The 22,995-nt window shown below is 72.1% G+C and carries 27 protein-coding genes; 14 read left to right on the plus strand and 13 right to left on the minus strand.

The annotated features are described in order from the left end of the window. Positions 1-184 precede the first annotated feature (184 nt). From FHU36_RS40860 to FHU36_RS40870, 3 genes are all read left to right on the plus strand, one after another. On the plus strand, positions 185-505 hold the full coding sequence (locus tag FHU36_RS40860) for an alpha-amylase inhibitor (RefSeq protein ID WP_185089453.1): 321 nt from the start codon (positions 185-187) through the stop codon (positions 503-505). 153 nt (positions 506-658) lie between these two features. Then, complete coding sequence (locus tag FHU36_RS40865; protein ID WP_185089454.1) at positions 659-1,660, plus strand: diacylglycerol/lipid kinase family protein; 1,002 nt, start codon at positions 659-661, stop codon at positions 1,658-1,660. Between the two features lie 274 nt (positions 1,661-1,934). After that, on the plus strand, positions 1,935-2,189 hold the full coding sequence (locus FHU36_RS40870) for a WhiB family transcriptional regulator (RefSeq protein WP_101787762.1): 255 nt from the start codon (positions 1,935-1,937) through the stop codon (positions 2,187-2,189). Between the two features lie 259 nt (positions 2,190-2,448). Here FHU36_RS40870 and FHU36_RS40875 read toward each other — a convergent pair whose 3' ends face one another. Continuing rightward, positions 2,449-3,957, minus strand: a complete 1,509-nt coding sequence (locus FHU36_RS40875; protein ID WP_185089455.1) for a GAF domain-containing sensor histidine kinase — start codon at positions 3,955-3,957, stop codon at positions 2,449-2,451. A 61-nt stretch (positions 3,958-4,018) separates the two neighbouring features. On the opposite strand from FHU36_RS40875, the gene FHU36_RS40880 reads away from it, so the two are divergent. From FHU36_RS40880 to FHU36_RS40895, 4 genes are all read left to right on the plus strand, one after another. Beyond that, positions 4,019-4,738 carry an aminotransferase class I/II-fold pyridoxal phosphate-dependent enzyme gene (locus FHU36_RS40880; RefSeq protein ID WP_185089456.1) on the plus strand — a complete coding sequence of 240 codons (720 nt, stop codon included), beginning with the start codon at positions 4,019-4,021 and terminating at the stop codon, positions 4,736-4,738. Continuing rightward, entirely contained in the window at positions 4,735-5,454 is a 720-nt protein-coding gene (locus tag FHU36_RS40885; protein WP_185089457.1) for a GntR family transcriptional regulator, read from the plus strand. The genes FHU36_RS40880 and FHU36_RS40885 overlap by 4 nt, the downstream gene beginning before the upstream one ends. Positions 5,455-5,626: 172 nt before the next feature. Then, positions 5,627-6,349: a dethiobiotin synthase gene (gene bioD, locus FHU36_RS40890; RefSeq protein ID WP_185089458.1), complete on the plus strand. Its 723-nt coding sequence runs from the start codon at positions 5,627-5,629 to the stop codon at positions 6,347-6,349. Then, positions 6,346-6,522 carry a hypothetical protein gene (locus FHU36_RS40895; RefSeq protein WP_185089459.1) on the plus strand — a complete coding sequence of 59 codons (177 nt, stop codon included), beginning with the start codon at positions 6,346-6,348 and terminating at the stop codon, positions 6,520-6,522. Before bioD ends, FHU36_RS40895 begins: the two co-directional genes overlap by 4 nt. A 254-nt stretch (positions 6,523-6,776) precedes the next feature. On the opposite strand, the gene FHU36_RS40900 is transcribed toward FHU36_RS40895, so the two are convergent. Further along, positions 6,777-7,358, minus strand: coding sequence for a hypothetical protein (locus tag FHU36_RS40900; RefSeq protein ID WP_185089460.1), 582 nt, complete (start codon positions 7,356-7,358; stop codon positions 6,777-6,779). A gap of 100 nt (positions 7,359-7,458) precedes the next feature. Here FHU36_RS40900 and FHU36_RS40905 point away from each other — a divergent pair, with 100 nt between their 5' ends. The 5 genes from FHU36_RS40905 (at position 7,459) to FHU36_RS40925 (ending at position 12,805) form a co-directional block, all read left to right on the plus strand. Continuing rightward, entirely contained in the window at positions 7,459-8,427 is a 969-nt protein-coding gene (locus FHU36_RS40905) for a hypothetical protein (protein WP_185089461.1), read from the plus strand. A gap of 91 nt (positions 8,428-8,518) precedes the next feature. Next, on the plus strand, positions 8,519-9,679 hold the full coding sequence (locus FHU36_RS40910) for a sensor histidine kinase (protein ID WP_185089462.1): 1,161 nt from the start codon (positions 8,519-8,521) through the stop codon (positions 9,677-9,679). Further along, complete coding sequence (locus FHU36_RS40915) at positions 9,670-10,326, plus strand: response regulator (protein WP_185089463.1); 657 nt, start codon at positions 9,670-9,672, stop codon at positions 10,324-10,326. Before FHU36_RS40910 ends, FHU36_RS40915 begins: the two co-directional genes overlap by 10 nt. Then, the gene (locus FHU36_RS46670; protein WP_185089464.1) at positions 10,323-11,096 is read left to right on the plus strand and encodes a DUF4097 family beta strand repeat-containing protein; all 774 of its coding nucleotides are present in this window, start codon (positions 10,323-10,325) and stop codon (positions 11,094-11,096) included. Before FHU36_RS40915 ends, FHU36_RS46670 begins: the two co-directional genes overlap by 4 nt. Positions 11,097-11,158: 62 nt before the next feature. After that, entirely contained in the window at positions 11,159-12,805 is a 1,647-nt protein-coding gene (locus FHU36_RS40925; RefSeq protein ID WP_185089465.1) for an acetolactate synthase, read from the plus strand. Positions 12,806-12,812: 7 nt separating this feature from the next. Here FHU36_RS40925 and FHU36_RS40930 read toward each other — a convergent pair whose 3' ends face one another. Both FHU36_RS40930 and bsaP read right to left on the minus strand, forming a co-directional pair. After that, positions 12,813-14,540 carry a serine/threonine-protein kinase gene (locus FHU36_RS40930; RefSeq protein WP_185089466.1) on the minus strand — a complete coding sequence of 576 codons (1,728 nt, stop codon included), beginning with the start codon at positions 14,538-14,540 and terminating at the stop codon, positions 12,813-12,815. Between the two features lie 198 nt (positions 14,541-14,738). Continuing rightward, complete coding sequence (bsaP, locus tag FHU36_RS40935; RefSeq protein WP_446685852.1) at positions 14,739-14,963, minus strand: biotin synthase auxiliary protein BsaP; 225 nt, start codon at positions 14,961-14,963, stop codon at positions 14,739-14,741. Between bsaP and FHU36_RS40940 the strand changes: the two genes are divergently transcribed. Continuing rightward, the gene (locus FHU36_RS40940) at positions 14,923-15,303 is read left to right on the plus strand and encodes a thioesterase family protein (protein WP_185089468.1); all 381 of its coding nucleotides are present in this window, start codon (positions 14,923-14,925) and stop codon (positions 15,301-15,303) included. The genes bsaP and FHU36_RS40940 overlap by 41 nt on opposite strands. Positions 15,304-15,328: 25 nt before the next feature. Here FHU36_RS40940 and FHU36_RS40945 read toward each other — a convergent pair whose 3' ends face one another. From FHU36_RS40945 to FHU36_RS40975, 7 genes are all read right to left on the minus strand, one after another. Then, the gene (locus tag FHU36_RS40945) at positions 15,329-15,541 is read right to left on the minus strand and encodes a biotin/lipoyl-binding carrier protein (RefSeq protein ID WP_185089469.1); all 213 of its coding nucleotides are present in this window, start codon (positions 15,539-15,541) and stop codon (positions 15,329-15,331) included. A 57-nt stretch (positions 15,542-15,598) separates the two neighbouring features. Next, the gene (locus tag FHU36_RS40950) at positions 15,599-15,928 is read right to left on the minus strand and encodes a hypothetical protein (protein ID WP_312892187.1); all 330 of its coding nucleotides are present in this window, start codon (positions 15,926-15,928) and stop codon (positions 15,599-15,601) included. Between the two features lie 69 nt (positions 15,929-15,997). Further along, the gene (locus FHU36_RS40955) at positions 15,998-17,263 is read right to left on the minus strand and encodes an HD-GYP domain-containing protein (protein WP_185089470.1); all 1,266 of its coding nucleotides are present in this window, start codon (positions 17,261-17,263) and stop codon (positions 15,998-16,000) included. After that, the gene (locus tag FHU36_RS40960; protein ID WP_185089471.1) at positions 17,260-18,615 is read right to left on the minus strand and encodes an HD-GYP domain-containing protein; all 1,356 of its coding nucleotides are present in this window, start codon (positions 18,613-18,615) and stop codon (positions 17,260-17,262) included. The genes FHU36_RS40955 and FHU36_RS40960 overlap by 4 nt, the downstream gene beginning before the upstream one ends. A 231-nt stretch (positions 18,616-18,846) precedes the next feature. Then, complete coding sequence (locus FHU36_RS40965; protein WP_185089472.1) at positions 18,847-19,785, minus strand: NAD-dependent epimerase/dehydratase family protein; 939 nt, start codon at positions 19,783-19,785, stop codon at positions 18,847-18,849. A 9-nt stretch (positions 19,786-19,794) separates the two neighbouring features. After that, positions 19,795-20,061, minus strand: coding sequence for a mycothiol system anti-sigma-R factor (gene rsrA, locus FHU36_RS40970; protein WP_185089473.1), 267 nt, complete (start codon positions 20,059-20,061; stop codon positions 19,795-19,797). Then, complete coding sequence (locus tag FHU36_RS40975; protein WP_185089474.1) at positions 20,058-20,663, minus strand: sigma-70 family RNA polymerase sigma factor; 606 nt, start codon at positions 20,661-20,663, stop codon at positions 20,058-20,060. Before FHU36_RS40975 ends, rsrA begins: the two co-directional genes overlap by 4 nt. Positions 20,664-20,895: 232 nt before the next feature. Between FHU36_RS40975 and FHU36_RS40980 the strand changes: the two genes are divergently transcribed. Further along, positions 20,896-21,639, plus strand: coding sequence for a class I SAM-dependent methyltransferase (locus FHU36_RS40980; protein ID WP_185089475.1), 744 nt, complete (start codon positions 20,896-20,898; stop codon positions 21,637-21,639). Positions 21,640-21,722: 83 nt separating this feature from the next. On the opposite strand, the gene FHU36_RS40985 is transcribed toward FHU36_RS40980, so the two are convergent. Further along, the gene (locus FHU36_RS40985) at positions 21,723-22,055 is read right to left on the minus strand and encodes a TraR/DksA family transcriptional regulator (RefSeq protein ID WP_185089476.1); all 333 of its coding nucleotides are present in this window, start codon (positions 22,053-22,055) and stop codon (positions 21,723-21,725) included. 159 nt (positions 22,056-22,214) lie between these two features. Next, positions 22,215-22,985 (minus strand): SOS response-associated peptidase, encoded by a 771-nt coding sequence (locus FHU36_RS40990; RefSeq protein WP_185089477.1) that lies wholly within the window; start codon positions 22,983-22,985, stop codon positions 22,215-22,217. Between the last annotated feature and the right edge of the window lie 10 nt (positions 22,986-22,995).

A 22,995-nucleotide genomic window follows, 5' to 3' on the forward strand; every position in this document is an offset into this window, starting at 1 on the left:
TTGCTGCGGCAGCCGCTAGCGTAGCGACCTAGATCGTCGATGTTCCGGCGCGGTGTCGATCGCCCGCCCGCCATCCGGCGTTCGCCGCCCCCATCGCACGGCGGCTCGAACCCCTCATGAACCGGCAGGGCCGCCCTGCGCAGTCATGCGGCCCTCGGTGCCGGAGATCAGAAGAAGGAGATACATGTCGGTCAAGAAGCGTACGGCCAGCCTGTTCCTCGTCGCGGCCCTCGGCACCGCGGGCCTGGGCGCGGCGAGCACCGCCGCCTCGGCGCAGACCGCCCTCGCCCCCTGCACGGGCAAGAGCGGGCTGCACATCAAGGACAAGGGCGAGACCGGCGGCAAGGCGTGGGCGGACGTGCTGAACTGCGGCTCGACGAGACTCGTGACGCTTGACATCAACAACGGCCCCGACCCGCTGTGCCGGACGATCAACAAGGGGAACTGGGCCCGGATCACCGCTCCCACGATCTTCGGCAGCGTCCGCAAGGCGAAGTACTGCTGATCCCCGCCGCACGGCACCGCGCGCACCTCGCGGGCATCCTCGCGCGCCGCGGAGGATGCCCGCGGTTCTGCCGGCCCGCCTGACATCACCCCGGGTCCGCAAAATCGGAAATCTGGCGACAAGATAGACAACGATCGCGGCTACGCTGGCCCCATGCGCGCAATGCTGCTGGTCAACCCCAAGGCGACGACCACGAACTCCCGTACCCGGGACGTGCTGATCCGCGCGCTCGGCGCGGCCGTGGACCTGACCGTCGAGGAGACCGGCTACCGGGGCCACGCGGCCACGCTGGCCGCCACCGCGCGGGCCAAGGGTTACGACGTGGTGGCCGTGCTGGGCGGCGACGGGACGATCAACGAGACGGTGAACGGCCTGCTCAACCCCGTCAACGGCCGCCCCTCCCGGCCCGCGGCACCCGCCCCCGCGGCGGCCGGCCAGGTCCCCGCGCCCACGGCGGCCGCCGGGCGGCCCTCCCTGATCGTCATCCCGGGCGGCAGCGCGAACGTGTTCGCCCGCGGCCTCGGCCTGCCCAACGATCCGGTGGAGGCCACCGGAGCGGTGCTTGAGGCGCTGCGGGAGGGGCGCCACAGGACCGTGGGCCTGGGCCAGGCCCTCTGGAACGGCGAAAGCCGATATTTCACCTTCTGTGCGGGGATGGGGTACGACGCCGAGGTGATCCGCGCGGTCGAGGGGCTCCGCGGCGCGGGACGCAAGGCGACACCCTCCCGCTACGTCAACACCGCGCTGCGCCACTACCTGCTGACCGACAAGCGGCACCCCGCCATGACGCTGACCGGCCCCGGCATCCCCAAGGCCGAGGGCGTCTTCATGGCGATCGTCTCCAACACCTCGCCGTGGACGTACCTGGGCCCCCGGCCGGTCCGGCCGACTCCGTGGGCGAGCTTCGAGACCGGGCTCGACCTGCTCGGGCTCCAGCGGCTGGGACCGCTGGCGCTGCTGCCGGTGATCCGGCAGATCCTCACCGAGAGTGACGCGCTGCCCTCGGGCAGGCACCTGGTGCAGCTCCACGACGAGCAGGAGTTCACCCTCACCGCGAGCCGCCCGGTGGCCTTCGAGCTGGACGGCGACTACCTGGGAGAGCGGGAGTCCGTAACGTTCCGGTCTACCCCGGATGCGTTACAAGTGCTGGTCTAGCTCGTTACATTCGGTCATTGTGTGACGCATACGACATCCATTACGGCCAAAACTTCGGCCCGACCCCTTGCGTGCACTCAGCGTGGCTGAAAGGCTCAACACTGACGTCGGAACGTAGGACGTTTGACCCGAACCCCGAGGTCGTTCCGCCCGTCGGGGGAACAAGCCCGGTCCAACTCAAGGGATCGGGTCCCTGTTCGCCCGCGTTAGTGAAACTCTTCACAAAGTAGTGGCCGCACGGAGCACACAGGCTCCATCTACTAAGGAGTGACGCATGGACTGGCGCCATGTAGCCGCCTGCCGTGACGTGGACCCCGAGCTGTTCTTCCCGATCGGCAACACCGGCCCCGCACTCATGCAGATCGAGGAGGCCAAGCAGGTCTGCCGGTCGTGCCCGGCCGTCGACGCCTGCCTGAAGTGGGCCCTCGAGTCCGGCCAGGACGCCGGCGTCTGGGGCGGCCTGAGCGAGGACGAGCGCCGCGCGCTCAAGCGCCGCACGGCCCGTGCCCGCGCCCGCGCCTCCGCCTGACCCGCACCGCCTGACCCCACTGCTTGACCCCACTGCTTGACCTCATCACCTGACCCCATCGCCTGACCCACGGTCCGGCCTCCACCGGCCAGACCTGCCCGGCGCCTGGCCCGTCCCGGCCCGAGCCACCCGCTGATCCAGTCGGCCACACCTGAAGATCCAGCAACGACCAGGCCCGCGCCGCGTCCGGCGCCCGGACGCGGCGTCCAGCCCTCTCGGGCGACCCGGAACCGCCCCGGCGCGCGAGGCCGGGCGGGCCTCACGAGGCGGGCAGCGGGATCGACAGCGTGACCTCCGTGCCGCCGCCCTCGCGCCGCTCGATCGCGAGCTTGCCCGACAGCTCCCCCACCACCAGCGTGCGCACGATCTGCAGGCCCAGGCTCGTCGTGCTGTCGAGGTCGAAGTCGTCCGGCACGCCCTGGCCGTCGTCCCAGACGACCACGTTGAGCCGGTCGGCCTCCGGCTGGACCACCACCTGCAGCCGCTTCGGATGCCCGTGCTGCAGCGCGTTCTGCAGCAGTTCGGTGAGGGCCATCGCCAGCGGCGTGGCGATCAGCGACGGCAGCACCCCGAACGCGCCCACCCGGCGCGGCGTCACCGCCGCCTCGGCCGACGACACCTCACCGGCCATCGCGATCACCCGGTCGGCGATGTCGTCGAAGTCGACGAACTCCTCCGGCGCGTGGGACAGCGTCTCGTGCACGATCGCGATGGAGCCGACCCGCCGGACGGCCTCCTCCAGCGCCTCGCGCCCCTCGGGGACGCGCAGCCGCCGCGCCTGGAGCCTGAGCAGGGCGGCCACGGTCTGCAGGTTGTTCTTGACGCGGTGGTGGATCTCGCGGATCGTCGCGTCCTTGGTCATCAGCTCGCGTTCGCGCCGTCGCAGCTCGGTCACGTCACGGATGAGCACCAGCGCGCCGATGCGCCCGCCGCCGACGATCAGCGGGATGGCCCGGAGCTGGACGATCGTGCCGCCGGACTCGACCTCGGTCTCCTTGGCCGCGCGCCCGCTGGCCACGATCATGAGGTCCTCGTTGATGGGCTCGTCCGAATAGCAGAGCTGCGCCGTGACGCGGCCCAGCTCGGCGCCCACCAGGTCGGCGTGCAGCCCCAGGCGCCGGTAGGCCGACAGGGCGTTCGGCGAGGCGTACGTCACCCGGCCGGCCCGGTCGAGCCGCAGCAGGCCGTCGCCGACGCGCGGCGAGCGGACGAGGATCGGTTCCTCGCCGGAGAACGGGAAGCGGCCCTCGGCGACCATCTGCGCCAGGTCGGAGGCGCTCTGCAGGTAGGTCAGCTCCAGGCGGGACGGGGTGCGGGCGGACGACAGGTTGGTGGAGCGCTGGATGACCGCGAGGAAGCGGCCCTCGCCGCCCGGCAGGGCCCGCCGTACCGGGATGGTCTCCTCGCGCACGGGCACGCCCGTGGACCAGTCGGGGTCGCCCTCGCGGCAGATGCGCCGCTCGTTCCAGGCGGTGTCGATGAGCTGGCGCTCGCCCCGGGCGACGACCGTGCCGACGACGTCGTCGTGGTAGACGGTGGGGCCGGTGGTGGGCCGCATCTGCGCGATCGCGATCCACCCGTCGCCGTGCTCCATGTCGCAACCGCCCGCGGGCTCCTTCGACGAAGGCAGCAACGGCGCCCACAGGACGAGGTCGGCGAACGACAGGTCGGCGAGCAGCTGCCAGTCGGAGACCAGCGAGTGCAGCCATTCGAGGTCCGCCGCGTCGAGTGAGGTGTGGCGGACGACGAGGTCGCTGAGTGTGGGCACGAGTGCATCATGCGTGGTTCTCCCCTCAACGACCAAACCGGCCCCCTGATTGAATGCGCACATGGATCCCCTGGCAGGGCTTCGCGAGGCCACCGCGGACCGGCAGGCCGCGGGGCTGCGGCGCGTGCTCCGGCCGCGCACCCCCGACGGCGACCTCGCGCCGGTGGCCGAGCCGGCGGAGGCCGTCGGGCGGCACGGCGCCCTGCTCGTGGTGGCCGAGGCCCACTCCCTCGGCGTCGTCGGCGAAGATGGACGCGGCCTGGTGCACTCATCCGGACTTTTCGGGGCATCTCACATTGTGAGAACCGTCACACTGTCCACATCCCTGGGATCGCAGGGCGGGGCCGTGCTCGGCGAGCCGGAGGTGATCGACACGTTGATCGACACGGGCAGGTCGTTCATCTTCGACACCGGTCTGGCACCCGCCTCGGTTGCCGCCGCATCGGCCGCTGCGGATATCCTTCAGCATCAGCCTGAGCTGCCTGGACGCGCGCGTCTGAGGGCGGGCGAGCTGGCCGCCATGGTCCGCGAGCTCGGCCTGGAGACGAGCGAGCCGGCGGGCGCGGTCGTGCCCGTGGTGCTCGGCCCGCCCGAGACCGCGCTGGCCGCCGCCGCCACCTGTGCGGAGCTGGGGGTACGCGTGGGTTGCTTCCGCCCGCCCTCGGCGCCGGAAGGCCGGTCTTGCCTGCGGTTGACCGCTCGGGCCAATCTGAGTTCCGATGATCTCGCGGTGATCAGACACGCCCTCACCGCCGTGGCAGAAGTGAAGGTGAGAGCGTGACCGACGACGGCCCTCGCGTACCGAAGTACTACGACGTGAAGCGGAGCCTGCTGGAGCTCACGAAGAGCCTGCCCGCCGGCAGCGCGCTGCCTCCCGAGCGGGCGCTGGCCGTACGGTTCGAGACCTCCCGCACCACCGTCCGCCAGGCCCTCACCGAGCTGGTCGTGGAGGGGCGGCTGCTGCGCATCCAGGGCAAGGGCACGTTCGTCGCCCAGCCGAAGGTCGCGCAGGTGCTGCAGCTCACCTCCTACATCGGCGACCTGCGCACCGCCGGCCTGGAGCCCGACACCAAGATCCTGGAGATCGGCTACATCACGGCGGACGAGGCGCTGGCCCGCCGCCTGGCCATCAACCCGGGCGGCCGCGTGCTGCGCATCCACCGGCTCAGGCTGGCCAACGGCGAGCCGGTCTCGATCGACACCACCCACCTGTCGGCCCGCCGCTTCCCCCGGCTGCGCCGCGAGCTGGAGGTGCACTCGTCGCTGTACGAGACGCTGCACAACGCCTACAACGTGCGGCTCACGGACGCCGAGGAGATCATCGAGACGGTGCTGGCGACCCCGTACGACGCCAAGGCCCTCGGCGTGGACGTCGGCCTGCCGATGCTGCTGCTCACCCGCCATGCCTTCGACGCCGACGGCAACCCGGTCGAGTGGGCCCAGTCCCTCTACCGCGGCGACCGCTACAAGTTCGTCACGCGTCTGCGCCGTCCGTGACCCGTCTCCTCCCGTCACGGCACGGCCGGCGGCACCGCCACCCGCCGCACGGGGCTGAGGGCCTCCAGGAGGACGCCCGCTGACCGGATGACGTCGGGCCCGCCGTCACGGCGTCCCGCGGGCCGCAGGAGCCCTCCAGGGGGACCCGGGCCGGGCCGCCTAGGCTGGGCGGGTGAGCGTCCTCATCGTCACCGGCACCGACACCGGGGTCGGCAAGACCATCGTGACCGCCGCCGTGGCGGCGCTGGCCAGGAGGCCCGGTTCGAGCGTGGCCGTGGTGAAGCCCGCCCAGACCGGGGTGACCCCCGGCGAGGCCGGAGACCTGGACGAGGTCATCCGCCTGGCCGGGGTGACGACGACGTTCGAGCTGGCGCGCTACCCCGCGCCCCTCTCCCCGGCCGCCGCCGCGCGGGCGGCCGGGCTGCCGCCCGTGTCGCTGCCCGCGGCCGCCGAGCGGATCGGCGAGCTGGCCGAGACCCACCGGCTCGTGCTGGTGGAGGGCTCGGGCGGGCTGCTGGTGCGCTTCGACGAGGACGGCGGCACACTGGCCGACCTGGCGCGGACGCTCGGCGCGCCGGTCCTCGTCGTCGTCCGGGCCGGGCTGGGCACGCTCAACCACACCGCGCTCACGCTGGAGGCGATGGCCCACCGCGGGCTGTCCCCTGCGGGCCTGGTGATCGGGTCGTGGCCCGGGAAGCCGGGCGAGGCCGAGCGGAGCAACGTGGCCGACCTGGAGATGCTGGCGGCGCGCCCCCTGGCGGGGGTCCTGCCGGAGGGCGCGGGGGCGCTCGGCGCCGAGGAGTTCGCCGACGCGGCCCGGCGGGGGCTGGGGGCCGCGCTCGGCGGTTGCTTGGACCTTGCCACGTTCAGGCGGAGCTTCAGGCTGTCGGCGTGACCGACATCCTGGAGATCGCCCGTGCGCAGGCGCTCGGCGAAGGCATGGGGTTGGACAGGGAGCAGGCGCTGCGATGCCTGCGCCTGCCGGACGTCAGTCTGGGCGAGCTGCTCGCCCTCGCCCACGAGGTGCGCTGGGCGGCATCAACGCGATCATCGTCGGCACCTACCTGACGACGCTGGGCCGCTCACCCGAGCGTGACCTGGAGCTGCCGGACGAGCTGAAGAGGCCGATCAAGGCGCTCTCCCGGACCCTCTGACCCGCGCGGGCGCGCGGCTGCGGCCCCCGCGCACAGCCGCGCGCCCCTCACGTGGACGTGCCCGCCCCCGCGGGCAGACCCGATCCCCCGGCACGAGCCCCTCCCCAAGGGCGCCCGTCCCCCGAGACGCGCCCCTCCCCCCGGCCGGGCGCGCCGGTCAGGCCCGGCTCAGCAGGCCGCTCGCGGCAGCCCGCACACCTTGGCGGTCATCCTCTCCGCCTGCCTGACCAGTCCACGGAAGTACGACATGGGCAGGCTCCTGGACACCCGCCCCGACTCCCCGACGACGTAGACCGCGGCACCCCGCCGTACGACGACCGACCTGGTGGCGTCCTCGAAGTGCAGCGCCCCCACCCGCAGCGCCTCGTCCCCCACGGCGAGCGGCTTGGTGAAGAAGCGCGAGCGGTGGTAACCCCTGCCCGCGTCCGCGCAGCGCGCCAGCTCGGCCCGCAGCCCGCGCACGGCCTTCCTGGCGTGCGCGACGTCCTTGTAGAGCACGAGCTGCTCGTCGCGCAGCTCGTTCTCCGACGTGTGGACCATCGTCCTGGCCGCCACCCTCCCCGTGTCCCACGCCTTCGGCCGCGTGCACGGGTTGACCCGCAACGGGCTCCCGAGGGAGTCGGACGTGTGGTAGCTCTCCCACGCCTTCGCCGGCGGATGCGACTCCATGAACAGCGTGCCCTTCGGCAGCCCGCCCGGGCCGGCCACGACCGCCGCGGCGGCCAGTGCGGCCATCCCCATCTGCAACACCAGAACCTCCCCGTGTGAACGACAACAGATGAGATGCCGCATACCGCCATTTGGTTCGGATGGTCGGGACGTGGGGCGAATACGGGGTGATGATGCAGGCATGGCAAAGGCGATCGAACAACCCGTCCCCGGCATCACGGTCGGCCATGGCCTGCTGGCCCGCCGCAACGGCGTGGCCCAGCCGGTGGACAAAATCGTGCACGACGGCGACACGATCAACATCGCCGCCGACGGCAACTTCGGCGTGCGCCTGCTCGGCGTCGACGCTCCCGAGGTCAGCTTCGAGCTGCCCAGCAACCCCGGCCTTCCCGACTTCCCCCGCGGCTTCGTCCGCATCGAACACCCCGCGTGGACGACGTTCCTCACCGACCCGTTCGCCGCCGGCTTCCCGCCGCTCGTGCTGCGCAGCGCCCTGCACCGCGACCTGCTGGCCCGGCTGGGGCCGGAGGCGGCCGCCAACCACGCCCGCCACGCGGCCCCCGCCACCCGGGCGCTCAAGGACATGATCGCCGGCGACCTGGCCGAGCAGGGGCACACCGAGGCCACGTTCAAGATCCGGCTGGCCTTCGCGCACGAGGTCCTCGACCGGTACGGCCGGCTGCTCTGCTACGTCAACCGCGAGCAGCGCGAGAAGCCCCGGCCCGACCCCTACAACGAGCGCCTGCTCGCCGCCGGCCACGTGGTCCCGTACTTCATCTGGCCGAACGTCGACCCGTTCGTCCGCCAGGAGGGACGGGTGGCCGACGCGGTGCCGCCGCCCGGCGCCGGCCGGGCGGTCGGCGAGGCGGGCGCGCTGGGCCGGGCCCGGGAGGCAGTCCGCGCGGCCCGGGCGAGCGGGCTGGGCCTGTGGGACCACGCGGCCCCGCTGGCGGTCCTGCCGTTCGAGCTGCGCTTCCTGGCGCAGCGCCGGGCCCCCGACCGCTACGTGCTGGACCTGTCGGACGACGCCAGGGAGCTGCTGCACCCGCAGAGCTACTTCCGCGTCCCCGCCCCGGAGGACCGGCTGTTCGTCAACCCCGAGCACGCCCCGCTGTTCCGTGAAAAGGGCTGGTCGGTGCCGCCCCTGTAGCACCCGGCCGCGAAGGTGGGGCTAGCCCCACCCCGCACGCGCACAGCAGACCCATGTCGCGCGCTCCCCCGTCGTCATTACCGTGGTGGTCATGAGAGTCCCCCGCCCGTGGTCGGCACGGGCCTGGCTCGACACGGCGCACGTGATGACCGGGGTTCTGGTCTCGGCGGTGCTGTTCGAGCTGACGCTGGTGATGGTGGTGGCGCCGCCGCTGCTGCGCCGTGGCATGCCCGTCCTGACGGGGGTCCAACGGTCCCGGTTCGCCGCCTTCCTCGGCGCGCGCATCCCACCGACGACGGCGCCCGCCACCTGGCGCCATGCGGCAACCTGGCGGCAGGCCGGCTACCACCTGCTCTCGCCGCTGGTGAGCGTGGCGTGCGCGCTCCCGGTCGCGCTGGTCTGGTCCGGCGCCCTGGTGGGTTTGACCGCGTTCCTGCAACCGCATCTGCAGCCGCCGCCGATGGAGTTCCCCCTCGACCTGCGCAACCCCGTCATGGCCGGCGCGTACGTCGCCGTCGGCGCGGCGCTGCTGGTGCTCGCCCCGATCCTGGCGCGGGCCACGGCGAACCTGGACCTGGCGGTCGCCCGCGTGCTGCTCGGCCCGAGCCGCGACGAGCTGGACCGGCGCATCGAGACGCTGACCGAGAGCCGCGCCGGCGTGATCGACGCCGCCGACGCCGAGCGCCGCCGCATCGAACGCGATTTGCACGACGGCGCCCAGCAGCGGCTGGTGTCGCTGGCGATGAACCTCGGGCTGGCCCGCGCCACCCTCACCGACCTGCCCGAGCCCGCCCGGGACGCGATCGTGCAGGCCCACGAGGATGCCAAGCAGGCGCTCAAGGAGCTCCGCGACTTCGTCCGCGGCCTGCACCCGGCCGTGCTCAACGACCAGGGCCTCGACGCGGCGCTGTCCGGCGTCGCCGCCCGCGCCCCCATCCCCGTACGGCTCCGCGTCGACCTCGACCGGCGGCCCTCCCCGACCATCGAGGCGGTGGCCTTCTTCATCGTGTCCGAAGCCCTGACCAACATCGCCAAGCACGCGGCGGCCACCAAGGCCGAGGTGAGCGTGACGCGCGAGCGCGACCGGCTGCGCGTGTCCGTCTACGACGACGGCCGCGGCGGCGCCGACCTCGCGGGCGGCACCGGGCTGCGCGGCCTCGCCCAGCGGATCGGCGCGGTCGACGGCACGCTGCGGCTGAGCAGCCCGTTCGGCGGCCCGACGACGATCGAGGTGGAGCTGCCATGCGAGTAGTGCTCGCCGAGGACTCGGTCCTGCTGCGCGAGGGCCTGATCCGGCTGCTGGACGCCGCCGGCCTGCACGTGGTGGCGGCCGTGGCGGACGCCGAGGGGCTGCTGCGCGCGGCCGAGGAGCACCGGCCCGAGCTGGTGGTCACCGACGTGCGGATGCCGCCCACCCACACCGACGAGGGCCTGCGGGCGGCACTGGTGCTGCGCCGCCAGCGGCCCGACCTCGCCGTGCTGGTGCTGTCGCAGTACGTGGAGGAGCGCTACGCGGCCCAGTTGCTCGCCTCCGCGACCGGCGGCGGCGTCGGCTACCTGCTGAAGGACCGGGTGGCCGACGTGGCCGAGTTCATCGACGCGCTGCGCCGGGTGGCGGCGGGCGGCACGGCCCTGGACCCCGAGGTCGTCTCCCAGTTGCTGCTGCGCGGCCACAGCGACCCTCTCGACCGGCTCACCCCGCGCGAGCACGAGGTGCTCAAGCTGATGGCAGAGGGCCGCTCCAACGCGGGCATCGGCCAGGAGCTCGTGCTCAGCGAGGGCGCGGTGGGCAAGCACATCGGCAACATCTTCGCCAAGCTCGACCTCTCCCCCGCCGAGGGCGATCATCGACGTGTGCTGGCCGTCCTGCGGTTTCTCAAGGTCAGGAGCCTGCCGTGAGAAGACTCTGGCTCATCCTGGGGACGGTGGCGACGGCGCTCGCCCTGACGCTGACCACCGTGGGCCTCTACCACGGCCTCGCCGACGCCGACCCGCCGACGGAGACCTCCCGCAGGTCCATCGCCGTCGACCAGGCCGTGCTGAGCCTGCAGGCCGGACCGGGCGTGCACGCCCTCGCCATCGAGGCCGGCGAGGCGGGCGAAATCGTCGTGGAGCGGTGGGTGCGCTGGAGCGAGCGCAGGCCGACCGTGACCGAGGAATGGGACGGCCGAGCCCTGCGGCTCGGCGCCGGCTGCCCCGGCCTGCGACACGGCACCCCCATCTGCGAGGTCGACTACGTGCTGTTCGTGCCGCCGGAGGCGACCATCGAGGCCGGGACCGTGAGCGGTTCCCTGTATGTGGGCGGCGTCCAGGGCAGGGTTCGCGCCACCTCGGTCTCCGGCGACGTACGGGTGAACGAGACCCTCGGCGACGTGCACGTCAGGAGCGACTCCGGCGACGTCCGTGGCATGGAGCTGAGCGGCGGGCGCACCGACGTGGAGGTGGGGTCCGGCGACGTGGAGCTGGGCTTCCGGCAGCCGCCGACGGACGTGCGGGCGAAGGTCCGCGCCGCCGGCGAGGTGAACGTGATCGTGCCGGACGACCGGACCTCGTACGACGTGACGACCAGCGCGACCGCCGTGGACGTGCGCGTTCGGCACGACCCCGACTCCCCCAGGAAGATCACCGCCGAGACGGGCGCCGGCCACGTCCGCGTCTGCTGCGGCTGACCGGGCCGAGGACGAGCGTGGAAGCGCTGTTTACTCGTGTGACTCGTTGGTAAGTTCCCGGCATGGAGTCTGCGAAGCACGCCGGTGACGCCGCCGTCGCCGTGTCCAAGGCCTATGGCGTCGAGACCATGTTCACCCTGTCGGGAGGTCACGTCTTCCCGCTCTACGACGGGGCCGTGCACGAGGGCATGCGCATCCTCGACGTACGCCACGAGCAGAGCGCGGTGTTCGCCGCCGAGGCGACCGCGCGGCTGACGAGAAGACCGGGCCTGGCGGTGCTCACGGCGGGCCCCGGCATCACCAACGGCGTCAGCGGCGTCGCCACGGCCCACTTCAACGGCTCCCCGGTGGTGGTCCTCGGCGGGCGTGCGCCGCAGTCGCGCTGGGGCAGCGGCGCGCTTCAGGAGATGGACCATCCGCCGCTGCTCGGACCGATCACCAAGCTGGCGTTCACCGCGAGCGACGCCGAGTCGGTGGGCCAGGACGTCGAGATGGCCTTCCGCACCGCCCTCGCCCCGCACCGCGGCCCGGTGTTCCTCGACATCGCCATGGACCACCTGTTCGCGCCCTCGCCGGTCCACGACGTCGAGACGCAGACGCCGTCGCCGCTGGAGCCCGACCCCGAGGCGCTCGTCTCGATCGCCCGGCTGATCGCCGAGGCCGAGCGGCCGGTGCTGGTCCTCGGCTCCGACGTGTGGATGGACCGCGCCGAGGAGGCGGCCCGCGACTTCGCCGAGACCTGGCGGCTGCCCGTCATCCTCAACGGCCAGGGGCGTGGCATCCTGCCCGCAGGCCACGAGCTGCTCGTCACCCGGGCACGCGGCCTCGCCTTCGGCCAGGCGGACCTGGTCATCGTGATCGGCACGCCGCTCGACTTCCGTCTCGGCTACGGCTGGTTCGGCGGCAAGGACGGTGCCCCGCTGGCCAAGGTGGTGCACATCGCCGACGCGCCGTCGCAACTCGCCACGCACATGCAGCCGGCCGCGTCGGCCGCCGGCGACCTGTCCGTCGTGTTCTGGAGCCTCGGCACGGCCTGCGGCGAGGCCGGCGTCAAGCCCGACCGCCACGCCGCCTGGCTGGCCCGGCTGTCGGAGGCGGCCGCCGCGGCCGTCGCGGGCGACGCCGGGCTGCTGGCCGCCGACAGCGACCCCATCCACCCGATGCGGATCTACGGCGAGCTGAACCGGGTGCTCGACGACGACGCCGTGGTCATCGGCGACGGCGGCGACTTCGTCTCCTACGCCGGCAAGTACGTCGAGCCCAAACGGCCCGGCAACTGGCTCGACCCGGGCCCCTACGGCTGCCTCGGCACCGGGCTCGGCTACTCGATCGCGGCGCGGCTGGCCAGGCCCTCCTCCCAGGTGGTGCTGCTGCTGGGCGACGGCGCCGCCGGCTTCTCGCTGATGGACGTCGACACGCTGGTGCGCCACAACCTGCCGGTGGTGATGATCTGCGGCAACAACGGCATGTGGGGGCTGGAGAAGCACCCGATGCAGCTGCTGTACGGCTACGACGTGGCCGCCGAGCTGCAGCCGAACTGCCGCTACGACCAGGTGGTGACGGCCCTGGGCGGAGGTGGCGAGCTGGTCACCAGCCCGTCGGAGATCGGGCCGGCGCTGCGCCGGGCGTTCGACGCGGGCGTGCCGTACATGGTGAACATCGCGACCGACCCCCAGATCGCCTACCCCCGCAACACGACAGGCGTGTGAGCTCTCCCTACTGCCTGTTCGCCGTATAGGTCGGCGTGGGCGTCGGCGAGAGCAACGGGCACGACGCGGCTTCGATGAGCACCAGCTTGACCGGCTTCTTCAGCTCCAGCATCGCGCCGCCGCCCGGGATCGACTCGCCGACGCGCAGGCACGGCGGCGGGTAGGCGCCGCGTGTCTGGTCGTCGGTCCTGACCGTGAAGCCGGCCTGCTCGATGACGTTCTTGGCCTCCGGGAAGAGCATGTCGAGCGTGTGGGGCACGGCCTTCTTCGGCTGCTTGGTGACCGACGGCGTCGGGGACGGCGACTTGCTGGTGGTCGGCGTCGGCGACTTGTCCGGTGTCGGCTTCCTGGTGGGTTCCTCCGTAGGCTGCTGCGACCGCTGCGTCGGCCTGATCTGCTCACGTGTGGGCGTGGGCGTCTTCGTGGGTCTGGGCTTGGCCGGCTTGGTCGTCTTGTCGGGTGTGGGCTCCAGGGCCGCGTTGGACGTGGTGACGGTGGGATGCGGCCCCGGCAGCACGTCCATGCCCGACACGGCCACCGCGCCGGCGCCCGCGCCCAGCACCACCGCGACGGCGATGCCGGCGACCAGGCCGCCCCTGCGGCGCGCCTTGCCCGCGGCCCGGCCGCCCTGCCGCTGCCCGGCGACCAGGGTGTCCTGGGAGGCGGCCAGGTGGGCGCCCGTCTGGTGCGCATGCTGCTGCTGCGCTCCCGTCTGGTGCGGGTGCTGCTGCTGCGCTCCCGTCTGGTGGGGGTACTGCTGCTGGGCGCCGGTCTGGTAGGACTGCTGGGCGCCCGTCTGGTAGGGGCCCTGCTGGTGGACGCCCGGCTGCTGCCCCTGTGGGTACGGCTGCTGCGGCGCCGCCATCGTGGCGCCCGTGGACGGCGGCAGGGCGGGCGACGCGCCCGTGGCGGGCGGTATCTCGCCCGCAGCGAGCCGGCGGGCCGTCTCGCTCATCGCCTTGGCGCTCGGGAAGCGCCGCGCCGGGTCCTTGGACAGCGCCTGCTCCACCAGCGCCCCCACCGGGGGCGGGATGTCGGCGGGCAGAGGCGGCGGGGCCTCGCGGATGTGCTTGAGCGCGATGGTGACCGCGCTGTCGCCGTCGAACGGCCGCTGCCCCACCAGGCACTCGTAGGCCACCACGCCCAGGGCGTAGATGTCGACCGCCGGCGTCACCGGAGCGCCCTCGGCCTGCTCCGGCGCGCAGTAGGCGGCGGTGCCCAGCACCATGCCGGCGTCGGTGAGCCGGTTGGCGAGATCGGACCGGGCGATGCCGAAGTCCGTCAGCACCAGCGTGCCGTCACGCTGCACCATCAGGTTGCCCGGCTTCACGTCACGGTGCACGATCCCCTGCTCGTGCACCGCCTGCAAAGCCGCGGCGGCCTGCGCGATGAGCTCCATCGCCGCCCGCGGCGGAATCCGGCCCAGCCGCGTCAGCAGCCTGTCGAGCGGCTCGCCGTCGACGAACTTCATCACCAGGTAGACGGTGTCGCCGCTCACGCCGTAGTCGTAGACGTCGACCACCCCGGCGTGGTTGATCGTCGCCATCGCCCTGGCCTCGGCCTGGAAACGCGCGACGAACCCCGGGTCGTCCATCCGGCCCGGGAGCAGCACCTTGACGGCGACGGTGCGGGCCAGGACGATGTCCTCGCCCCGCCACACCTCGCCCATGCCACCGGCGCCGATGCGGGTATCCAGGCGATACCGCCCCGCCAGCGTCGTCCCTTGGGCCACCATGACTCCCCCGTTACCCCCCTACCTCGGCTACCTCGCGCACCCCAGGGCTCTCCAACAAAGCGGACCCGTGTCGCGGAGAGGTCACACCAAGGTCACGAAATCCTGAGCGCGTACGACTCATTCGTCTCACCCGCCACATCAATGCCATAAGCCGTACAAACCCTATCCTGGAGCCAGATGCCGGTAGTTGTCCGGGTTTTACGAGATCAGCATGCCGTGCTCCACGCAGTGCGCCGACCAGCCGGTCGGCGTCACCTGCACGACGAGCCGGCGACGGCAAGCCGAGCGGTGGCGCGGCGGCTCCGGCTCGCGCGCGGCCACGCACGCGGCGTGTCCGCCCTCGCTCACCGGCCGGCCACAGTGATCGCAGTAGGCTGAGGTCATGACGCTCGCCCCAAGTCTCCGCTCACGGCTGCTCATCATGGTGGAGAGCTCCGACACGGCCCAGAAGGTCGGCAGCGGCGACGTCCCGGTGCTCGCCACACCCCGGCTGCTCGCGCTCGCCGAGCAGGCCAGCGTCGAGGCCACCCGTGCCCACCTGGGCCCGGGCGAGACGTCGGTCGGCACCCGGGTCGAGCTGGAGCACCTCGCCCCCAGCCCGGTCGGCACCCACGTCGAGGTGACCACCGAGCTGACCGAGGTCGACGGCAGGCGGCTCGTCTTCGCGTTCGTGGCCCGCGACCGCGACAAGGTCGTCGGCCGGGGCACGATCGAGCGGGTGGTGGTCGACCGGGCCCGATTCGTCGAGCGCGCCAGTCGCTGACCCGCCTCGGCCCCCACGCGATGCCCTACTCGATGACCGCGATGAGGTCGCCCTCCTGGATCACGTCGCCCTCGCTCACCTTGAGCTGAGCCACGACCCCGTCGTCCTCGGCGAGCACCGGGATCTCCATCTTCATCGACTCGAGGATGACCAGCGTGTCGCCTTCGGAGACGGTGTCACCCTCCTGGACGACGACCTTCCACACGTTCGCCACCATCTCGGCGCGTACCTCAGCCACCGCGGCTCCCCTCTTCCGAACATCAACAATGCCATGCGAGCGGACCACGCGCGCCGGTCAGGCGCAATCGGCCCGCACCCGCCCGTGCCGTGGTGGCCGGTGGCGAACCCCGGCTCGTCCAGCAGCTCGGCACAGAAGGGCAGGTTGTCCCCCGGCCCCTCGACGGTGAAGACGGCGACCGCCCTGCACCCGAGCGTCGACGCGGATGCCGTCACCGTCGGGCTCCACCCACGTGGTGATCCTGCCAGGTCCGCGGAGGAAGCGCTCGGGATCCTCGGCGTAGACCCGGAACTCGATGGCGTGCCCCCGGACGGCGCGACTCCACCGCGGGCGTCTCACCGGCCGCGACCGGGCCGGGGCCGAGCAGCACCGCCTCGTCCGCCTCACGGACAATCGCCGTACACCCCGAGGGTGAGGCGTCCGCGACCCCCGGATGCAGGCCGGACCGTCCGCCTCCTACAGCCGGTTGACGGCGTGCAGCCGGTCAACCACGCGCGCCGCCGCCTCGATGACGGCCGGGTCGTAGGCGGTGCCGGCGGCCAGACGCAGGCGTTCGAGCGCGGCCCCGGCCCGGTCGCGGTCGGTGGAACCGCCCACCAGGTCGTCGTAGGCGTTGGCCACCTTGATGATCCGGCTCGACAGCGGCGGATCGTCGCCGATCGGGTCGCACTGGTGGCGCACCACGTCGGCCACCCGGTCGAGCACACCGGTCTGCCTGATCACCTCTGCGCCCAGCTCGGCGATGCGGCGGGCCTGCTGCGGGTCGGTCAGCACGGTCGCCCCGCCCGGGATGGGATCGCGCAGCGAGAGCTGGCCGATGTCGTGCATGAGGGCCGCGTACTCCAGCTCCAGCAGCTCGGGCTCGGCCATGCCCAGCTCCCGTCCGACCGCCACGGCCAGGCGGCTCACCCGCCGCGAGTGGCCGGGCTCGACGTAGCCGCCGACCTCGGTGACCCGCGACAGGGCCCGTACGGTCTGCAGGTAGGTGGCGCGGATCCCCGCGTACTTGCGGAAGGCCACCTGGGTGACCAGCAACGGCGCGGCGAAGACGAGCAGCGCCACCAGGTCCATGCTGTGCGTGGCCAGGGCGAGCAGCACACCGGAGGCGGCCACCGCGGCGCCCAGCGGGAAGGCCATGTTGAGCTCGTCGCGCACCGCCACCCTGAACGCGGTGCGCACCTGCTCGGCTCGCAGCATCGCCGCCACGAGCACGTCGATGAGTAACGCGAGCGTGGTCAGCACCACCATCACACCGAGCGCCGGCCACCAGGTGCGGGTGGGCTCCTGGGTGAGCTCGTAGAGCGGACCGGCCAGCGGGCGGAAGGCGAAGGCGAGCAGCGCCCCGGTGAGCAGGCGGCGCGCCATCGCGTCGAGGCGCGGCGGCCGGCCGACCGCCAGGTGGGGCAGCGCACCGGCGATCATGCCGACCGCGATCACCGCCACCACCTGCAGCGCCGAATGGTGCAGCCGCTGGTTGCTGAGGTCGAGCAGCAGCGTGTAGCCGAGCGCGGCGGCGGCGCCGATGGGCGCGACCTCCCGGTTGCCCGGCATGGTGAGCCGGGCCAGCTCACCGATCGCGATCAGCGCGCCGAATCCGATCGCGATCTCGGGATGGTCGAGGCCGCCGGCGGCCGTGTGCGCCACCCCGGCCACCGCGACCAGGCCGGCGCCGCAGATGAGCAGCAACTGCCCCGAGTCGAGGCCCTGCCAGGCGCGTGTCACGGCCCGCTCACCACTTCGATCGGCATGGTCGGGTCGTCGTGGTCCTTGATGGGGGTCTCGTCGGCCTCGGGCGGCGGCGGCTCGACGCGCCGGGGCGGCTGCCACGGCGCGCGTTCGAGCGCCTTGACGAACGCCGTCACCATCACCGGGTCGAACTGCGTGCCGGCGCCCTTGTGCAGCTCCCGCACGGCCACCTCCACCGGTCGCGCCCCCCGGTAGGAGCGGTCGGAGGTCATCGAGTCGAACGCGTCGGCCACCGCGATGATCCGGGCGAACTCCGGGATCTCGTCACCGGCCAGCCCCATCGGGTAGCCCCTGCCGTCGTGGCGCTCGTGGTGGTGCATGATGCCGGCGTACGCCTCGTCGAGAAAGTCGATGCCGCGCACGATCTCCAGCCCACGCATCGGATGGAGCTGGATCGCGGCGAACTCCTCCTCGGTGAGCGGCCCGTCCTTCTGCAGCACCTTGGTCGGCACGCCCAGCTTGCCCACGTCGTGCAGCATGCCGGCGTAGCCGATGGCCCGCAGCCGCTCCCGGCCCATGCCGATCTCCTCGGCGATCATGGTGGACGCCCTGGAGACGCGGGTGCAGTGGCCCCGGGTGTAGTAGTCCTTGGTCTCGACGGCCTGGCACAGGGCCGCGATCGTGGCGTCGTACGAGCGCTGCTGCGCGTGGTACTGGCCGAACGCCCAGCGCGCGACGAACAGCGGCAGCAGCACCAGCACCGCCGAGATCGACTGCACGGTCGCCCACAGCCCGGCCACCAGCAGCCCGAACGTGCCGTATCCCAGGTAGGACAGCAGGAACTGGACCATGCCGCGCATCGGCATCGCCGTCGTGCCCGACCCGGTCGCCAGGCGGATCATGGTGAGCGTGAGCACGATGTTCAGCGGCACGAAGACGGCGGTGGCCGCGGCGTAGGGGCCGATCAGCTCGTCGAAGGCGTTGGCCGCCGGCACGCCGGTCTTGCCGCCGAGGTGCAGGTAGACCCAGCCCGCCACGGTGCCGCAGATCGCGAACTGCGCGCCGTTGAACAACCTCTTGACCAGCGGCAGTCCGGGCCGCACGCTCAGCACCGCCGTGAACCCCACCAGCGCCGTGCCCTCGGGACCGATCAGCACCACGGCGGCCAGCGCGGCCGAGAAGCTGACCGAAACCGCGAACTGCTCCACGTTGAGCAGCGTCGGCATCGACTCGCACACGAGGAACAGCAGGACGAGCACGAGCAGCGTGCCGATCCGCTCCGGCGCCAGCAGGTCCGCGCGGGTGGACAGGCCGTGCCACAGCATCAGCGCCGCCGCGCCGATGACGGCCAGCAGGTAGACCCTCGCCGGCCACGACAGATCACGCATTGCGGCCCCTCACGGGTCGGTCAGGTCCAGGACACCCCGGGCGGGAAGAGCCCCCCGTCGCCGGTCATCAGCAGCGCGACAGGAGCGATCAGCGTCAGGGCCGCGAAGAGCCGGGCGAGCATCACTGTGGACATCTGGTGCCTCCCCATCGAATCCTGCGGCTCACGCTACAGAAGACGGCGTCGCCGCACCGGCGGAGCAGCGAATCGCAAGCAAAGCGTAATCAAGCCACTACCTGCGGCGACTCCGGGCCCATTCGACGGTCTGCTTGAGCCCGGTGGCGAGGTCGGTGCGCGGCTCCCAGCCGAGCCCTTCGACGGCGGGCACCGGATCGACCGCCATGGCGGGCAGGTCGCCCATCCTGGGCTGGGCGAACCCCGGCTTGTCGGGGCTGCCGGCCGCGTCGGCGACGAGCGAGTGGAGCCGGCGGTCGGTGGTCTGGATGCCGGTGCCGAGGTTGAAGCGGCGCCCGTCGCCCCGCGAGCCGCACGCCCTGACGAAGCCCTCGACCACGTCGTCGACGTAGACGTAGTCGCGGGTCTGCGTGCCGTCGCCGTAGACGACCGTCGGCGTTCCGCCGATCATCGCGTCGGTGAAGATGGCCACCACCCCGGCCTCGCCGTCGGGCGACTGGCGCGGGCCGTAGACGTTGGAGAGCACGAGCGTGGTGTACTCGATGCCGTGCAGCGCGCGGAAGGTGGCGAGGTAGGTCTCGCCGCTGAGCTTGGAGGCCGCGTACGGCGAGCGCGGGTCGGCCGGCGCGTCAGCGGGCACGGGGATCGTGGCGGGCCTGCCGTAGACCGCGACCGAGGAGGCGAAGACCACCTTGCGCGTGCCGCCCCGATGGGCCGCCATCAGCACCGACGCGGTGCCCTCGACGTTGACCCGCGCGTCGCGCATGGGATCGGCGACGCTCCGGCGCACGCTGATCTGCGCCGCCAGGTGGCAGATCACCTCGGGACGCACCTCGGTGGCCAGGTCGGCCAGCGCGGGATCGCAGATGTCGAGCACCCGCAGCGCGAACCTGTCGCTCTCGGCCGCCCGGGCCAGGTTGTCGCCGTTGCCGGAGGACAAGTCGTCGACCGCCACCACGTCATGGCCGTCGGCCAGCAGGCGATCGACGAGATTGGACCCGATGAAACCGGCACCCCCGGTCACGAGCACGCGCATGGGGGAATCCTAGTCGGACAGGTCCGCCCGCACCTGCTCGATACGCGCCAGCACCTTGGACCGCAGGTCACCGGGCAGCGGGTCGCAGCCGCAGTGCTTGGCCACGAGCTGCTTGACGACCTTGTCGAGGTCGTACTCCTTCAGGCACGGACTGCACTCGTCGAGGTGCACCCGGATGTCGACGCAGTCACCCTCCTCGAGCTCGCCGTCGAGGTAGGCGTAGACCTTGTCGAGCACCTCACGACAGTCCGTGTCGTGCGGGTTGCCACAGCTCATTTCGATCCCTCCGCCGGGACCAGACCACGCTCGCGGGCGTAGTCCTCGAGATGCGCGCGCAGCTGCCTGCGGCCGCGGTGGAGCCTCGACATCACCGTGCCGATCGGGGTGCCCATGATCTCGGCGATCTCCTTGTAGGGGAAGCCTTCGACATCGGCGAGGTAGACCGCGATCCTGAACTCTTCGGGAAGCGCCGCCAGCGCCTCCTTGATGTCACCGTCGGGCAGATGCTCCAGCGCCTCCACCTCGGCGGACTTCAGGCCGGTCGAGGTGTGCGACTCCGCCCGCGCGAGCTGCCAGTCCTCGATCTCCTCGGTGCCGGACTGCTTGGGCTCGCGCTGCTTCTTGCGGTAGCTGTTGATGAAGGTGTTCGTCAGGATCCGGTAGAGCCACGCCTTGAGATTGGTGCCCTCCTGGAACTGGTGGAAGGAGGCGAATGCCTTGGCGAACGTCTCCTGCAGCAGGTCCTCGGCGTCCGCGGGGTTCCGGGTCATCCGGAGCGCGGCCGAGTAGAGCTGCTCGAGGTAGGGCATCGCTTCGCGCTCGAACCGCTCGCTCCGCTGTTCCAGAGTCTCCGCGCCTGTCGCGGGCACTGGACCCACCCCCCTAAGATCACCGGTGGCCGAACGTCGCGGGACACCGTACTCAGGGGAGAATACCCGCTCGTCAAGCACCGGCCGGTCACCGGGGAGGGGGTCGAGCAATGTGAGCATGCTCGTCGCAACACGCCCGAGCCCTCGTCTGTTCCCGCAAGATAGAAGGTGACGAACGACCCGGTGCGGGGAAAACCATACGTACCGGCTGGTAGCCATTTCCGGAACCCAGGAGTCGCGTGTGCTGCCCATTCCGGCCGAGGAACTGAACGGCTCAGGGACGCTCGGACCATACTGGACCTTCTATCGAGCCGTGGTCGAAGAGCAACTGAGCCGATGGCTACCCGGCGAACCCTCCGTGGTGCTCGACCTGTCCGGCGGCCGGGGACGCTGGTCGGGTCAGGCGGCCAGGGCCGGCCACCAGGTGATCGAGGTGCTCGACTGGCGGCGCGCCGCCGACGCGCAGTCGCGGCTGCGTGACGCCGAGCGGGTCCGTTCGGTACGCGCCGACGACCTGGCGTTCCTGCCCGACGCGAGTGTCGACGCGGTGCTCGCCGAGGAGCGGGCGATGTCGATCGAGCTGATGGCCGAGTCGGCGATGAGCGACGTGGCGCGGGTGCTGCGGCCGGGCGGGCGGGCGCTGGTCTGCGTCGACTCGCTGGTGCTGGGCATGGCGATCCTGGCCGAGCAGGGCCAGTGGCAGCACCTGCGGCAGACGGGCGAGGTGATGCTGGTGCCGTGGCCCGACGGCAGCATCACGCGCTGCTTCAGCGGCGGCCAGCTCCGCGAGCTGCTCATGGGCGCCGGCCTGGAGGTCGAGTGGGTACGGCCGCGCACGGTGCTGTCGCCGTCCACGGTCGACCACGTGCTGGGCTCCGGCACCCGCGCGCTCAACTGGCTGGTGCGCACCGAGCTGGAGGCGCACCCCGACGACGACGACACGGTCGGCATCCACCTGGTCGCCAGCGCGCGCAAGACGTCCTGAACCCGGCCCGAGCGCGGCCCGAGCGCGGCCCGAGCCCAGCCCGAGCGCGGCCCGAGCCCAGTGCGAGCGCGGACCGCGTCGGGTCAGCGGCGCCTTTCGCGCTTGCCCTGGCACTGCACGCACCGCGCGGCCTCCGGCCTGGCCTCGAGCCGGCCCTCCGGCACCGGCGTCGCGCAGTCGACGCACCTGCCGTAGTCGCCTTCGTCCAGTCGTTTGAGCGCGTCGAGCACGGCCCGCCGGTGCGCGGTCGCGACGGTGAGCATGGCCTGGGCGCGGTCGGCGTCGCTCAGGTCGGACCCCGAGTCGGCCGCGGAGCGCTCGCGCACCGCGACGGGATCTCCCCGCAGCACCCCGATCGACCGGTCGAGTTCGGCGAGCATCTGCTCCAACCGCTGACGAGCGGACGTGGCATCCACGAATCCGCACCTCCGGGTGAATGAGGGCAGTCCGCGGCGAGGACTCCCCGGATGTCCCGCGCGGTGCTAATGAGGGGGCGATACGTATGGCGGCGAGCCCGGGCGAACAGGCCCACCGCCTTTCTCACCGGATGCCCACTTGGCATTGTTTTTACACATTCAGAAAAGTCCGCTTTCCTCATCCGGTGAGACAGGTTTGATGAGATCCGGACCGTTGTTGCGGACATTGTTGACGGCCGTGGAGACGGGCACGGCCGTCAGCCGCCCGGCGTCGGCCGGCACCAGCAACCGCGAGGCGTCCTCGCTGTCGGTGAGCTTGGGGTCCAGCCAGTCGGCCCAGCGGTCACGCTCGATCATCATCGGCATCCGGTCATGGATGCGACCGAGCTCGTCCTCGGCGTCGGTGGTGATGACCGTGCAGGTGACCAGCCACTTGAGCGGGTCGTCGTCGGCGCGTGTGGGGTCCTTCCAGAACTCGTACAGGCCGGCCATGGCCAGCACCCCGCCGTCCTCGGGCCGGATGAAGTAGGGCTGCTTCTTCTTGCCGCCCTTTCCGCCTTTGTCGCCCTTGTCGCCCTCGACCGGCATCCACTCGAAGTAGCCGTCCGCCGGCAGCAGGCATCTGCGCTTGGCGAACGCCTGGCGGAACGACGGCTTCTCCGCCACCGTCTCGATCCTGGCGTTGATCATGCGCGAACCGATCGACGGGTCCTTGGCCCAGGCGGGCACCAGGCCCCACTTCACGATCCGCAACTGCCGCACCGCCCGCTCGGCCTCCTTGGGCACCCGGCTGAGCACGGCGTAGACGTTCTTCGTCGGCGCGACGTTGTAGTCGGGCCCCAGCTCCTTGTCGGGGTCACCGTCGAGCTCGACCTGGAACTCCTCCAGCAGCTCGTGCTTCTTTCGCGCCGAGGCGTATCTACCGCACATGACCCCACAC

The organism is Nonomuraea muscovyensis (assembly GCF_014207745.1).
Lineage (GTDB): Bacteria > Actinomycetota > Actinomycetes > Streptosporangiales > Streptosporangiaceae > Nonomuraea > Nonomuraea muscovyensis.